At 65.7% G+C, this 13,871-nt stretch carries 13 protein-coding genes; 4 read left to right on the top strand and 9 right to left on the bottom strand.

Annotation, left to right across the window (positions count from 1 at the left end):
• Positions 1 to 83 precede the first annotated feature (83 nt).
• Genes folE2 through M3465_RS08410 form a run of 3 tightly spaced genes read left to right on the top strand, consistent with a single transcriptional unit; the run spans position 84 to position 3,915 of the window.
• Positions 84 to 1,172: a GTP cyclohydrolase FolE2 gene (folE2, locus tag M3465_RS08400; protein WP_249501290.1), complete on the top strand. Its 1,089-nt coding sequence runs from the start codon at positions 84 to 86 to the stop codon at positions 1,170 to 1,172.
• Between the two features lie 49 nt (positions 1,173 to 1,221).
• Positions 1,222 to 2,418, top strand: a complete 1,197-nt coding sequence (locus M3465_RS08405) for a benzoate/H(+) symporter BenE family transporter (protein ID WP_283255000.1) — start codon at positions 1,222 to 1,224, stop codon at positions 2,416 to 2,418.
• 48 nt (positions 2,419 to 2,466) lie between these two features.
• The gene (locus M3465_RS08410) at positions 2,467 to 3,915 is read left to right on the top strand and encodes a TrkH family potassium uptake protein (RefSeq protein ID WP_249501616.1); all 1,449 of its coding nucleotides are present in this window, start codon (positions 2,467 to 2,469) and stop codon (positions 3,913 to 3,915) included.
• Between the two features lie 129 nt (positions 3,916 to 4,044).
• Here the strand turns inward: M3465_RS08410 and M3465_RS08415 are convergent, their stop codons facing one another.
• Together M3465_RS08415 and M3465_RS08420 are read right to left on the bottom strand one after the other, a co-directional pair.
• Positions 4,045 to 7,209 carry a valine--tRNA ligase gene (locus tag M3465_RS08415; protein WP_249501617.1) on the bottom strand — a complete coding sequence of 1,055 codons (3,165 nt, stop codon included), beginning with the start codon at positions 7,207 to 7,209 and terminating at the stop codon, positions 4,045 to 4,047.
• A gap of 355 nt (positions 7,210 to 7,564) precedes the next feature.
• Positions 7,565 to 7,864 (bottom strand): DUF1127 domain-containing protein, encoded by a 300-nt coding sequence (locus M3465_RS08420; protein WP_349305032.1) that lies wholly within the window; start codon positions 7,862 to 7,864, stop codon positions 7,565 to 7,567.
• Between the two features lie 110 nt (positions 7,865 to 7,974).
• Between M3465_RS08420 and M3465_RS08425 the strand changes: the two genes are divergently transcribed.
• A complete protein-coding gene (locus M3465_RS08425) occupies positions 7,975 to 9,042 on the top strand; it encodes an Mrp/NBP35 family ATP-binding protein (RefSeq protein ID WP_249501292.1) in 1,068 nt (355 codons plus the stop codon).
• Between the two features lie 55 nt (positions 9,043 to 9,097).
• Here the strand turns inward: M3465_RS08425 and M3465_RS08430 are convergent, their stop codons facing one another.
• The 7 genes from M3465_RS08430 to M3465_RS08460 are packed head-to-tail and all read right to left on the bottom strand — an operon-like array spanning position 9,098 to position 13,761.
• Positions 9,098 to 9,898: a TonB family protein gene (locus tag M3465_RS08430; protein ID WP_249501293.1), complete on the bottom strand. Its 801-nt coding sequence runs from the start codon at positions 9,896 to 9,898 to the stop codon at positions 9,098 to 9,100.
• Positions 9,898 to 10,278 (bottom strand): ExbD/TolR family protein, encoded by a 381-nt coding sequence (locus M3465_RS08435; RefSeq protein ID WP_249501294.1) that lies wholly within the window; start codon positions 10,276 to 10,278, stop codon positions 9,898 to 9,900. The genes M3465_RS08430 and M3465_RS08435 overlap by 1 nt, the downstream gene beginning before the upstream one ends.
• Positions 10,275 to 10,649, bottom strand: coding sequence for an ExbD/TolR family protein (locus tag M3465_RS08440; protein ID WP_249501295.1), 375 nt, complete (start codon positions 10,647 to 10,649; stop codon positions 10,275 to 10,277). The genes M3465_RS08435 and M3465_RS08440 overlap by 4 nt, the downstream gene beginning before the upstream one ends.
• Complete coding sequence (locus tag M3465_RS08445) at positions 10,642 to 11,268, bottom strand: MotA/TolQ/ExbB proton channel family protein (protein ID WP_249501296.1); 627 nt, start codon at positions 11,266 to 11,268, stop codon at positions 10,642 to 10,644. The genes M3465_RS08440 and M3465_RS08445 overlap by 8 nt, the downstream gene beginning before the upstream one ends.
• A complete protein-coding gene (locus tag M3465_RS08450; RefSeq protein ID WP_249501297.1) occupies positions 11,265 to 12,050 on the bottom strand; it encodes a cobalamin-binding protein in 786 nt (261 codons plus the stop codon). Before M3465_RS08450 ends, M3465_RS08445 begins: the two co-directional genes overlap by 4 nt.
• Positions 12,047 to 12,805 (bottom strand): ABC transporter ATP-binding protein, encoded by a 759-nt coding sequence (locus M3465_RS08455; RefSeq protein WP_249501298.1) that lies wholly within the window; start codon positions 12,803 to 12,805, stop codon positions 12,047 to 12,049. Before M3465_RS08455 ends, M3465_RS08450 begins: the two co-directional genes overlap by 4 nt.
• The gene (locus M3465_RS08460; protein WP_249501619.1) at positions 12,802 to 13,761 is read right to left on the bottom strand and encodes a FecCD family ABC transporter permease; all 960 of its coding nucleotides are present in this window, start codon (positions 13,759 to 13,761) and stop codon (positions 12,802 to 12,804) included. Before M3465_RS08460 ends, M3465_RS08455 begins: the two co-directional genes overlap by 4 nt.
• Positions 13,762 to 13,871: the final 110 nt, after the last annotated feature.

The following is a 13,871-nucleotide window of genomic DNA, read 5'->3' on the forward strand; positions in this document are numbered from 1 at the left end:
GGCGCGGCCTGCGTAATATGTTGGAAATCATACCTGCCGTGCTTATGTTCGGTGGGTGCCGCCCGGGCAAGGGGAGCCTGCATATGAACGCTCACGCAAGCGATATCAGTAGAGAGCCCACGCGCGAGGACGCGGAGGCGGCCGTTGCGGTGCTTCGGCAATGGGCGGCCCGTAACGGTGGGCAGGCGGGTTTTCCGGATGCGCTCTCCGAAGCGTCCTCGGCAGGCATGGCCTATCCCGATTTCCTGCGCGATTATCCCGATGCGTTCCGCGTCGATGCCGCCTATCGGGCCGGTCTGCCCGATCTGCAGAACGGGCCGGCGGCGCTCATCCGTGGGGCGAACCGGAATATCCAGCATGTCGGAATTTCGAATTTCCGTCTGCCGATCAGCTATCACACGCGCGATAATGGCGATGTGGTGCTCGAAACCAGCGTGACCGGGACCGTCAGCCTCGATGCCGACAAGAAAGGCATCAATATGAGCCGCATCATGCGGTCCTTCTATACCCATGCGGAAAAGACGTTCAGTTTCGGGGTGATCGAAGCGGCGCTCGACGATTACAAAAGCGATCTCGACGCTTTCGATGCGCGCATCAACATGCGCCTGTCCTTCCCCATGCGGATGGATAGCCTGCGCTCCGGGCTGTCGGGGTATCAGTATTACGACATCGCGCTGGAGCTCGTCGACAGCGGGGGCGTGCGGCGCAGTATCCTGCATCTCGATTTTGTCTACAGCTCGACCTGCCCCTGTTCGCTGGAGCTGTCCGAACACGCCCGCCGCACGCGCGGGCAACTGGCCACGCCCCATTCACAGCGCTCCGTTGCGCGGATTTCGGTCGAGGTTCTGGACGGCAAATGCCTCTGGTTCGAGGATTTGATCGATATGTGCCGCGCCGCCGTGCCGACTGAAACGCAGGTGATGGTCAAGCGCGAGGATGAACAGGCCTTTGCCGAGTTGAACGCCGCCAATCCGATTTTCGTTGAGGACGCGGCGCGGCTTTTTGCGCAGCAGTTGCAGGCCGATCCGCGTATCGGCGATTACCGTGTTCTGGCGAGCCATCAGGAGAGCCTGCACAGTCACGATGCGGTTTCGGTGCTTACCGAAGGCGAACTCTTTGCCGCCGAAAGCCTTGATCCGAAACTTTTTTCGACGTTGTTCCACGTCGGTTAAGAGCGGCGACCTTGCTCCGGCCCGGCGCAGGCTCTAGGAAAGCGCGGTCCTGAAACAAGTCGGATCGCGCCGCGCCGTGTCATTTTCGCCTCCACCGCCGCAGACGATCTCGACGGGCTTCGTCGCCGCAATCGTCGGCTTTTTCAGCTCGTTTCCGATCGTGCTGCAAGGGCTCGGCTCTGTCGGCGCGTCGCCGGCGCAAGCGGCTTCGGGGCTGATGGCCGCGGCGATCGCGATGGGGTTGGCGGGGATCGCGCTGTCGCTCTGGTATCGCCAGCCGATCAGCGTGGCGTGGTCGACACCGGGCGTTGCGCTGCTGGCGGTCACGCCGGCGGCGGCGGGCGGGTTCTCGGAAGCGGTGTTCGGCTTCCTCGTCGCCGGGCTTTTGACCGTGCTGGCCGGGCTGGTGCGACCGCTCGGGCGGCTCATCACCATGATCCCGGCGCATCTTGCCCAGGCGATGCTGGCCGGGGTGCTCGTGCCGCTTTGCCTCGTGCCGTTCCAGGCCGTCGCGGAAACACCATCCACCGCCATCCCGATTGTTGCGGTCTGGCTTGTCGCGGGTCTGGTGAACCGCCACTATGCAGTGCCTGCTGCGGTTCTGGCGGCGCTGGCGGTGACATTTCATGCGACAGGAGGCGATATCGCCCTTCCGGGGCATCTGCTCACCCGGCCCGAACTGGTGATGCCGCAGGTCGGCCTCGCCGGGGTTCTGGGCATCGGAGTGCCGCTTTTCATCGTCACGATGGCGACGCAGAATATCCCCGGCACTGCCGTGCTGCGCAGTTACGGCTTCACCCCTCCGGCGGGGCCGCTTCTGACAACGGTTGGCGGCGCCAGCGTTCTGAGTGCGGGGTTCGGCGCGGCGGCCACCTGCCTCGCGGCGATCACGGCAGCCATCTGCGCCAACGAGGACTCGCATCCCGATCCGGCGCTGCGCTACTGGTCGGCGGTCGTGACCGGGGTCATTTACTGTATCTTTGGGCTCGTTGCCGCCACGACCACTGCCATCGCGGCAGCCGCGCCGCCTTTGGTGCTGGGCACATTGGCCGGTGTCGCGCTCATCAACGTCTTCGCCGGATCGACCGCCGCGGCCCTGTCGCATGCCGCGCACCGGGAGGCGGCAGCGGTCACGTTGCTGACCACCGCGTCGGGCATGGCGATCTTTGGCCTCAGCGCGGCGGTCTGGGGATTGATCTTTGGCGGGGCGGTGCATGTTGCCAAGACGCGACTGGCGCGGCCGTGAGGGGGCCGCTGCTTGACACGGCGCGGCCGGGACGCCAACGCTAGCCGGATGTTCGACCTGCGCCCCGTTGCCTATGTGATCGGCCTTCTCGTGACCGTGCTCGGGGCCACGATGCTGCTTCCGATGCTTGTCGATCTGGCCGAGGGACGCGGCGAATGGCATGTGTTCGCCGAAAGCGCCATGCTGACGGTATTCTCCGGCGGATTGATCGCGCTGGCCTGCCATAACGGGGTGCGCGAAGGGCTGTCGATCCAGCAGACATTCCTTCTGACAACAGGGGTCTGGGTTGCGCTGCCGATTTTCGGGGCGATCCCCTTCGTGTTGGGTGAAACCGATGCGCGCTTTGTCGATGCGTTTTTCGAGGCGATGTCGGGGCTGACCACGACCGGCTCGACCGTGTTCAGCGGGCTCGACGGCCTGCCCAAGGGTATCCTTCTGTGGCGCGGGATACTGCAATGGCTCGGGGGCATCGGGATCATCGTCGTGGCCATGGTCTTCCTGCCGGAACTGCGCGTTGGCGGGATGCAGATCTTCCGCTCGGAAAGCTTCGACACGATGGGGAAGATCCTGCCCCGCGCAACGCAGATCAGCTCCAGCATCTCCTCGATCTACATCGTTCTGACCTTCGCCTGCATCATGAGCTACATGATGACCGGCATGTCTGTCTTCGATGCGACGGTTCACGCGATGACGACCGTATCGACCGGAGGCTTTGCAAATTACGACGCCTCTTTCGCCGCGTTCAGCGGAGCTGCGGAATGGGTGGCAGTGGTTTTCATGATACTCGCGGCGCTGCCCTTCGTGCGCTATGTGCAGCTCGTCAACGGCAACGATCTGACCATTCTTCGCGACAGTCAGGTGCGGGCTTTCTTGGCGACGCTGGGTGTGATTATCGGAATAACCGCCGTCGTGCTTCTGATCGATCAAGTGTATTTTGCCGAACGGGCCGTGCGCGTAGCGGCGTTCAACATCACCTCGATCATGACGGGAACCGGCTATGCCAGCGCGGATTACATGCTCTGGGGAGGATTCTTGGTATCGATCTTCTTCTTCACCGGGCTGATCGGCGGCTGCGCCGGATCGACCTCCTGTTCGATCAAGATCTTCCGGTATCAACTTCTCTTCGCCTCGATCCGGGCGCAGCTCAAGAAGGTCCGCTCGCCGCACGGCGTGTTCACGCCGCGCTATGACGGGCGACCGGTCTCCGACGATGTGCTCAACTCGGTCATCTCGTTCTTCGTCTTTTTCGTCATCACACTCGGCGTCCTTTCCGTCGGGCTGAGCATGACGGGGCTCGATCTGACAACATCGGTTTCGGGCGCGGCCACGGCGATCGGCAATATCGGCCCCGGGCTGGGAGACCGGATCGGACCTTCGGGCAATTTCGCGGGGCTCAACGACACGGCGAAATGGATGCTGATTTTCGGGATGCTGATCGGTCGGCTTGAATTGCTGGCGGTCTATGCGATCTTTACCGTCAATTTCTGGCGGGCATGATCGCGCAGGTCGTTTGACGACTCGATCGGCGGCAGCGGCCTGCGGCGAGGGGCCAGCCCCTCGCGCTCCCCGGGATATTTTCGGCAAGAAGAAAGCAGGGCCGGCGGCGCGAGCCGGCCCGCCTTATCGTCAGCCCAGTTCCTTGAGGCGCGCCATCGCTTCTTTCAGCTTGGCCTGTTCAGCTTCGCGCGCATCGAGATTGCCGCGGGTTTCCTCCACGACCTCGGGCGGGGCGCTTTGCACGAAATTCGGGTTTCCGAGCCGTCCTTTCATGCCGCCGATTTCCTTGTCGAGCTTCTGGATCGCCTTGTCGAGACGCGCCTTTTCGGCGCCGACATCGATGATGCCCGCCAGTGGGAGACCGAACACCGCGCCTTCGGCCGGCACGGTCGCGCAGCCCTTCGGGAAGCTCGTCACCTCTTCGAGCGACTCCACCCTTGCAAGGCGCTTGATGAGGGTTTCGTTGCGCTCCCAGGCGCCGCGCGCGTCATCGCTCATCTCGCGCACCATCAGCGGCAGGTAGAGCCCGACGGGCACATGCACCTGCTGGCGCGCCGAGCGGATGGATTCGATGAGCGCGATCACCCAGTTCATCTCGCGATCCGCGCCGGGGGCGATCAGATCGTCGCCGTAATCCGGCCAGTCGGCCAGAACCAGCAGCGTGTCGCGCCGGTTGCGGCTGAGGCCCCAGATCTCTTCGGTGATGAAGGGCATGAACGGGTGCAGCAGGATCAGGCACTGGTCGATCACCCAGCCCATGACGGCGCGCGTCTCGTCGCGTTCGGGCGCGTCTTCGGCCAGGAGAGGCTTGGCGAATTCGACATACCAGTCGCAGACCTTGCCCCAGACGAAACGGTAGAGCGCGGCGGCGGCATCGTCGAAACGATAAGCGGCAAGCGCCGCGTCGACTTCGGCGCGCACGCGGGCGGTCTCGCCGATGATCCAGGTGTTCACCGTCGCCTTGGCATCGGGGATGCCGTCTTGCGGCGATGCGCTGAAGGCGCCGTTCATTTCCGCGAAACGGGCCGCGTTCCAGAGTTTCGTGCCGAAATTGCGATAGCCCGCGATGCGCTGCATGTCGAGCTTGAGCACGCCGCCCAGTGAGGCCATCGCCGCGTTGGTGAAGCGCAGCGCGTCGGCGCCGTATTCGTCGATGATCTCGAGCGGATCGATGACATTGCCGAGGCTCTTGGACATCTTCTTGCCCTTGGCGTCGCGCACCAGCCCGTGCAGATAGACCTGCCGGAAGGGCACCTGATCGACGACGGCAAGCTGCATCATCATCATCCGCGCGACCCAGAAGAAGAGGATATCCTGCCCGGTCACGAGCACATCGGTCGGGAAGTATTTCTCCAGCGCTTCGGTCCTGTCGGGCCAGCCAAGCGTTCCGATGGGCCAGAGCCCGGAGGAGAACCACGTATCCAGAACATCGGGATCGCGCCAGACCGGATAGACGAGTTCCGTCGGATTCTGGTTGTTCGCCTCGTAGCGCGCCAACCCCTGCGCCAGGACATGCGTCGCCTCCTCGCGATCCGCGACCTCGACCACGCGCGCATGGTTGAGCGGCGTCGGCAAGCCGGAGAGCACATCGCCGAACCTCGCTTGCAATTCCTCGAAACCGGCAGCGGCGTGGTGGCGGTCGGTGCGGCGGCGTAGCGCCTGGGAGTCGAGAAGGCGGCTCATTTCGACAAGATCGAGCGCGCCATCGCCCTCGTCATCCGTAAACCCTTCGCCGGACAGATCGAACCCGTACCAGACCGGAATCTGATGCCCCCACCAAAGCTGGCGCGAGATGCACCAGGGCTCGATATTTTCCAGCCAGTGGTAGTAGGTCTTCTCGCCCGAGTCCGGGATGATCCGAACCTCGCCCGAACGCACCGCCTCAAGCGCCGGGCCGACGATCCTTTCGGCATCGACGAACCATTGATCGGTCAGCATCGGTTCGATCACGACCTTGGAGCGGTCGCCGAAGGGCTGCATGATGGGCTTCGACTCGACCAGCGGCACAAGCGTCTCGCTGCGCGCCTCGCCACCTTCTTCGGGGGCGAGCGGTGTTCCTGCCGTCCCGAGCCGCGGGTCGTTCGCCTGAACCATCACGGCCAGACCTTCTTCGGTGATCTCTTCGACAACGCGCTTGCGCGCCTCGAAGCGGTCCAGCCCGCGCAGGTGATCGGGAACGAGGTTGAGCCGGTCGATATCGGCTTCCGAAAGTTCCGTCTCGCCGCGCGCGACGCCGCCCGCGGTGATCGCCTCCTGCTCGTAGGGTGCGCCGTCCGCGCGCATCAAGCCCTTGGTGTCCATCAGCCGGTAGCAGGGGATCCCGTTGCGCTTGGCCACGCCGTAATCGTTGAAATCATGCGCGCCGGTGATCTTGACCGCGCCGGAGCCGAAATTCGGATCGGGGTATTCATCGGTGATGATCGGGATCTGGCGCCGGTGTTCCTTGGGTCCGACAGGGATCTCGCAGAGCTTGCCGACAATGGGCGCGTAGCGTGCATCGCTGGGATGCACAGCCACCGCACCATCGCCCAGCATCGTCTCGGGCCGGGTGGTGGCTATGGAGATATAGTCCCGCTCTTCCTCGAAAAGCACGTTCCCGTCCTCGTCCTTTTCGACATAAGTATAGGTCGCGCCGCCCGCGAGCGGGTATTTGAAGTGCCACATATGGCCGGGCACTTCGACATTCTCGACCTCGAGATCGGAGATCGCGGTCTCGAAATGCGGATCCCAGTTCACCAGCCGCTTGCCGCGATAGATCAGCCCCTTGTCATACATATCGACAAAGACCTTGATCACAGCGTCATGGAAATTCGGCGCGTCGCCCTTGTCGGGATCGCCCTGAGCGCCGCCCATTGTGAACGCCTCGCGCGACCAGTCGCAGGATGCGCCGAGGCGCTTGAGCTGGCCGATGATGGTGCCGCGCGACTTGACCTTTTGCTGCCAGACCCGCTCGAGAAACGCCTCGCGCCCCATCTCTGCGCGGGTCGGCTCGCCATTCGCCGCCATTTCGCGTTCGGTGACCATCTGCGTGGCGATGCCCGCATGATCGGTGCCCGGCTGCCAGAGCGTGTCGAATCCGCGCATCCGGTGCCAGCGTACCAGGATATCCTGCAACGTGTTGTTGAACGCGTGGCCCATATGCAGCGAGCCGGTGACGTTGGGCGGCGGGATCATGACGCAGAAGGTCTCATCGCGGGATGCACCGGCTCCGGCCTTGAATGCGCCGGACTCTTCCCATGCCCTGTAGATGCGATCCTCGGCTTCTTTCGCGTCGAATTTCTTTTCCATCGCCATCGCTTGCGTCCCGCTCATTGTGCCGCCATTCGGCGACAGGTGATCCTGTGCCAACTCGTCTAGCGAATGGGCAGGCAAAGGAAAAGCCGAAGGGGGCGGGAAAGCGACGATGCCGGCAAAGAAAAACGGTGATGCCAAGGGAGGAGAGGCATCACCGTTTCCAGGTCACGGTGCCCAGGGAGGAGGAGAAGGCACCGATTTCGATCAGGCCGTATGGCCCGGAATATGTTGGCGGCGGCACGAGGGAGGAGGAGACATGCCGCCGCCAGATACGGAGCGCCCCAGGGAGGAGGAGAAGGGCGTCCGATGGGGTGGGCGGCGGGCAATGATGCGGCCCGCCAGGCCCGATATTGGATCAGCTTTCGTAAGCTGCCTGATACGCAACGCGCGTCAGCATCGATCGGTTCAATCCAAGATCGGCCAATTCGCGCGTGTTGAGAGCATTGAGCTCGCGCAGCGTGACGCGATAGGTTCTGCGGCGTGCCGCTTTCTCGCGAAGCGTGGTGACCAGCGCGGCAAAACGCTCGGAAAGACCGTGCGGCGCGGCATGTGTCGAAGTGCTGTTGTAAGCCATTTTATCGCTCAAGTTCGGTTGTGTGTGTTTTCGTTCGCTTGAGGGGAAAATAGGCAAATGCTGCGTGTGCACAATGATCATTCCGGCAATTCTGCTATGCAGCATCTGCATAGGCTCGAAACGCGACGTCGGTCTTGCCTTTTCGCGCGCGGGGCGCACCTCGGATTATGGAACTTCAAGGAGGCTCATACATGGCTGTGACAGAACAGGACGTCCGAAACGCGCTCGCGACAATTGCGATTCCGGGCGGACAGGATTTGATATCGGCCGATATGATCCGCGCGGTTCAGATCGACGGCGCGACCGTGCGTTTCGTGATCGAAGCGCCTTCGCCCGAGATCGCCCGTCAGATGGAAGCGGTGCGCAAGGCGGCAGAGGCGGCGGTCGCCGATCTGCCCGGCGTCGTCTCGGTCTCCGCCGCGCTGACGGCGCATGGGCCTGCCGCCGCGCCTCCGGCCTCGGGCGTGAAGATCGGCGGGCATCCGAAGAAGCAGGCCGGGCCGATCAAGCCATCGGGCGTTGCACGCATCCTCGCCGTGGGCTCTGGAAAGGGGGGTGTCGGCAAATCCACTGTGTCCTCGAACCTCGCCGTCGCGTTGGCGCGGTCGGGCCGGCGTGTCGGGCTGCTCGACGCCGATATCTACGGGCCGAGCCAGCCGCGCATGATGGGCGTGACCGACCGGCCGACCAGCGAGGGCGACACGATCATCCCGCTTCAGGCGCATGGCGTGACGGTCATGTCCATCGGTCTTATGCTGCCCGAGGACAAGGCGGTGATCTGGCGCGGACCCATGCTGATGGGGGCGCTCCAACAGATGCTGTCACAGGTGCGGTGGGGCACGCTCGACGTGCTGATCGTCGATCTACCGCCGGGCACCGGCGATGTTGCTATGACACTGTGCCAGAAGGCGCAGGTGACGGGCGCCATCGTGGTCTCGACGCCGCAGGACGTCGCGCTGCTCGATGCGCGCAAGGCGCTGGATATGTTCGATACGTTGAAAACGCCGGTGCTCGGGCTGGTGGAGAACATGGCCGTCTTCACCTGTCCGCATTGCGGCGGGCAAAGCCATATCTTCGGCAGCGGCGGCGTCGCAGAAGAGGCCGCGCAGCGCGGCGTGCCGCTTCTGGCGCAGCTGCCGCTCGATCTCGATACGCGGCTGGCCGGCGATGGTGGCGTTCCGGTTGCGGCCGGCGATGGACCTCTTGCAGAGGCCTATGGCGCGCTCGCGGCGCGGCTGATCGAAGGCGGTATGGCGTAGGCGGCGCGATGCGTCCACGCATCGCCGCTTTCCGTCAACGGAAAGCTGCCAGCGTTTAGCGGCGCACCGTCAGACGCTGGCTGAAGCGATAGGCCGGTTCGGTCAAGCCCTTCGGCGCAGGCGGGAACCGCGCAAGGCGCACCGCCGCAAGTGCTGCTCTGTCGAGCCGTGCGCTTCCCGACGATGCCGTGATCGACACAGCGCTCACCTGTCCTGCCGGGGTGAGGGTCAGGACCAGATCAACCGTTCCCCGCCCGGCACCGCGCGGCACGCGATGCGCGCGGCGCAGCGCGGATGTGACCTGCGCGCCCCACTTCTGGACAAGGCGCGCGCGGTCCGCCGCCGATGGCCCGCTTGCCGCCCTTGTGGCCGCGCTTTGCCGCGCAGTGCTGCCTTGGCCGGCGCCGCGCGCTTTGCGCTCGGTTTGCGGCGTGCTTTGGGCTTTGGGTTTTGCAGGCTCGGCCTGCCGTTTCGGTCGAAGCTGCGGCGTGAGCGAGGCGCGCGGCGCGCTCGGGCTCGCGTGGTCGAGCTGCGGAAGATCGGCGCTTTGCTGAAACGGCATCGGCAGCGGCGAGGCTTCAGCGCGCAAAGGTCGGGTGATCGGGGCGGCGGGCGCGACCAGTGCGGACGGATCGCGCGGGGCCGGGACCGATTCCGGCGCCGCGCCGATTTCGGGGGGCGTTTCCCAGTCTGCCACCATCGCGGCAAGCTGCGGCGTGGCTGCCGACAGCGTCACGCTATCGCCGCCGCCCGCACCCTCGCTGCCGCCCCCGGACGATGCCGGGCCGAGCGCGAGCGCGGCGACATGCAGTGCGCCCGACAGCGACAGAAACCCTGCGATCTCGACGATGCGCATTACCGGCCCTCCGTCACCAGTTCGATCCGCGTAGCCCCGAGCGCGGCCAGATCCCCGAGCACCCGCGCCAACACCGCCGCGTCCAACCCCGCATCGGCCACAAGCCGCAAAGGCGCCTCTGCCCGCGCCGAACGCTCCAGCGCGGACGGGCCGCGCAACTCCCCGAACGCGATCTCGCCCGCGGCCGAGACATAGAGCGTTGCGCGCATCTCGTCCCCATCGCCTTGCGAGGACGGGAGCGCAATGTCGAAGGGCGCGGGCGGAGCGATTTGCGCCGTCATCAGGAAAAAGATCAGCAACAGGAACACGACGTTGATCATCGGCACGACCGGCTCGCGCGAGGCGCGGCGCGGGTTGGTGGTGGGCAGCCGCAAGGTCATTCGAGCACCGCCATCGAAGACAACCCGGCGGCGCGCAGATCTTCCATTACATCGAGCAGCCGCTGCACCCTCGCACCGTCCTCAGGGCGCAGGATCACGAGATCGGACGGTGCCGTCATCAACGGCCGCAGCGCGAGGACAGGATCCGCCGTCGCGATCCCGTTCACGCGCAACTCGCGCGGCCCGACCGACACGAGGCGCGGTGGTCCTTCGTAGGCCGCGGCCGTGCCGCCGGGCAGGGCGAGTGGGATCGCTTCGGTCACGCCGAACCGCGCGGCCAGCATGAAAAAGACCAGCAGCAGGAAAACGACGTCGATCATCGGCGTCAGCCCGATGCGCCGCCGCGCCGGGAGGGGGGCGAGATCAAGCATCGGTGCCCCGCGAAGCCGGGTTGAGAATACGCGTGGCCAGATCGTCGAAATCATGCGCCAGCCGCGCGTTCACGCTATCGAACCAGCTTAGTGCCATGGAAGCGGGGATCGCGACTGCCATGCCGGCTGCCGTGGTCAAAAGCGCCTGCCAGATACCGCCCGCAAGCGCGGCGGGATCGGCGCGGGCGCCGCTGTCCTGAAGTGCCTGGAACGCTTCGATCATGCCCAGAACGGTGCCCAGAAGCCCGATCAGCGGCGCGATGGTCGCGATCAGATCGAGCGCGCGCAGACCCGCGCCTGCCTCCATCAGCACCGCGCGCGCCACCCGTGCGGTTTCCTCTCGTGCCGGCGCGCCGGGCTCTTCGCGCTCCGCCTGCATCGCCGTTCGCACCACCCGCGCGCGCAGACCGCTCCGCCCGCGCAGCCGTTCGAGCGCCTCGTCCCGCCGACCATCCCGCCAGAGCGCGACCGCGCGTTCCGCCGGACCGCGCCGCCACGCGCCGCAAAGCGAGAGCCGCCAGAGCTTCCACAGGATCAGGCCCAGCGTCACGACGCTCAGCACCGCGATCGTCCAAAGCGCCGGACCGCCGCGATTGAGGAACTCGACCGCCTGTGTCATGCCCTTGCCTCCGCACCGTGTATCGCCGCGATCATCGCATCGAGCCCATCCGTCAGGGCCGCCGGGCCGGGTTGCAGGATCAGCGGCGATTTGATTTCCAAGATCCGCCCCGCCGCCACCGCCGGGATCGCGCCCCAACCGGGGCGGGCGGCGATCTTTTCCGGGCGCAGTTTCTTGCCGCACCAGGATCCCAGGATCACCTCTGGCGCAGCCTCGATGACCGCCTGCGGGGAGATAATCCGATCCTTCGCGGCCTTCTCATCGCGCAGATGCGCAAAACAATCCGTCCCGCCTGCGATCTCGATCAGATCGGAGACCCAGCCGACCCCGGTGATGATCGGATCGTCCCATTCCTCGAAATAAACGCGGGGGCGCGCCGCGCGCGGGACCGCCCGCAATTCGGCGATGCGCGCTTCGAACCTCTGCGCCAGCGCCTCGGCACGCTCCGCGCAATCGACGAGGCGTCCAAGCGTGCGGATCATCCGCAAGATCCCGGCCACGTCGCGCTGATTGAAGGCCATCACCTCGACACCCGCGCGGATCAACTCCGCCGCGATCTCGGCCTGTATATCCGAGAAGACCAGCACCAGATCGGGATCGAGCGCGAGGATCTTCGGGATATCGGCCGAGATGAATGCGCTGACCCTCGGTTTTTCGCGCCGCACACGCGCGGGGCGCACGGCATAGCCCGTCACACCGACGATCCGGTGCTCCTGCCCGAGCAGGTAAAGCGTTTCGACCGTTTCCTCGGTCAGGCAGACGATGCGCTGCGGGGCGGTCATATATGCACTCCCATTGGAACGATCACCGGGCCTTGCGGGGTGGCGAAGATATCGGCCTTCAGATGAAAGACGCGGGACAACAGCGCCGATGTCAGCACCTCACGCGGCGGTCCGTCGGCGACGATCCGTCCGGCCTGCATCACGAGCAGCCGGCTGCAATAGCGCGCGGCAAGCGACAGATCGTGCAGCGATACGATGATCCCATGCCCTTCGGCGGCCAGCGCGCGAAACTCGTCCAGCGTGGCGATCTGCGCTGCCGGGTCCAGCCCGGCGATCGGCTCGTCGGCCATCAGCAGGGGCGTGTCCTGCGCCAGCATCCGCGCGATCAGGACGCGGGCCTGTTCGCCGCCAGAAAGCTGCGTCGCGATACGGTGGCGGAACCCCTCCAGCCCCATGCGCCGCAACGCGGCATCGACGGCGCTCCGATCCTCCGGCCCGAGCCGCGCACCGCGCGCGAGATAGGGCAGGCGGCCAAGCGCGACGACACGCTCCACGCTCATCGGCCAGGCGATCTCCCGCCGCTGGGGGAGCCAGGAGACGCGTGCCGCGCGCTCCCGCGGTGACAGAGCGGCCAGATCGCTTGCGCCCTCGAAGGGCAACAGGCCCAACGCGCCGCGCAAAAGCGACGTCTTGCCGGCGCCGTTGGGGCCGATCAATCCGATGCATTCGCCGGCCCGAACGGCAAAGCCCGCGCGATCGACCACAGGACATTCCCCGCGCCGCACGGTCAGGTCCTCGACATGCAGAAGGCTCATGCGATCTCCCTCCGCGTCTTGTAGATCAGGTGCAGGAACAGCGGCGCGCCCACCAGCGCCATGACGACCCCGAGCTTCAGATCGCGTTCCGGCAGGATGAGCCGCACCGCCAGATCGGCGGCCAGCACCATCGCCGCGCCGCCCAGCGCCGAGGCCCAGAGCAACGTCGATGGTTGCCCCTGCGCAAAACGGCGCAGCAGATGCGGCACGATCAGCCCGACGAATCCCACCGCCCCTGCAACAGCCGTTGCCGCGCCGACGGCGGCGGCGGTGCCGAAGAGCAGTTGCAGGCGCAGCCGGGTCAGCGATACGCCGAGAGCCTCCGCCGCATCCTCGCCCAGCGTCAGCGCATCGAGCCCCCGGCCCAGCGTGGCCAGCGCCAGCCAGCCCAGCGCCATGATGGGAAACGCGAGCCAGACATGCGTCATCGCCCGGTCCGCGACCGATCCCATCATCCAGAACACGATTTCCGAGGCGGCATAGGGATTGGGCGACAGGTTCAACGCAAGCGCCGTCAGCGCCGCCGCGAAGGCTGACACCGCGATCCCGGCGAGGATCAGCGTCAGGGACGCGCCGCGCGGTCCGGCCAGCAGCAGGATCAGGCCGACCGCCCCGGCGGCGAACAACAGCGCGCTGAGCGGCAGCGCGAGGAAGAAGGCCGCCGCAAATCCGGTTTGCAGCGCGATCACCGCGCCCAGCGCCGCCGCGCCCGACACCCCGATCAGGCCCGGCTCGGCCAGCGGGTTGCGCAGGAACCCCTGCATCGCCGCGCCCGACAGGCCAAGCGATGCGCCCACCATCGCCGCCAGAAGCGTGCGCGGCAGGCGTATCTCGCGCATCACCGTCTCGAACAGCGGATCGCCCACACCGAAAAGCGCGGCAAGCCCATCGGGCACCGGGATCGCTGCATAGCCGACGAACAGCGACAGCGCGAAAATCGCCAGCGTTCCGGTCATCAGCGCAATGAAGAGTTTCACTCCAAAGGTCTCCCGCGCGCGGTGCAGTCATCTGTTGCCTGGGCCACGCCCCGGGAACGTCGATTTGCCACCACGCCGGAGAACCGTCA

This window comes from Marivita sp. GX14005, from assembly GCF_023370775.1.
Taxonomy (GTDB): Bacteria; Pseudomonadota; Alphaproteobacteria; order Rhodobacterales; family Rhodobacteraceae; genus Marivita.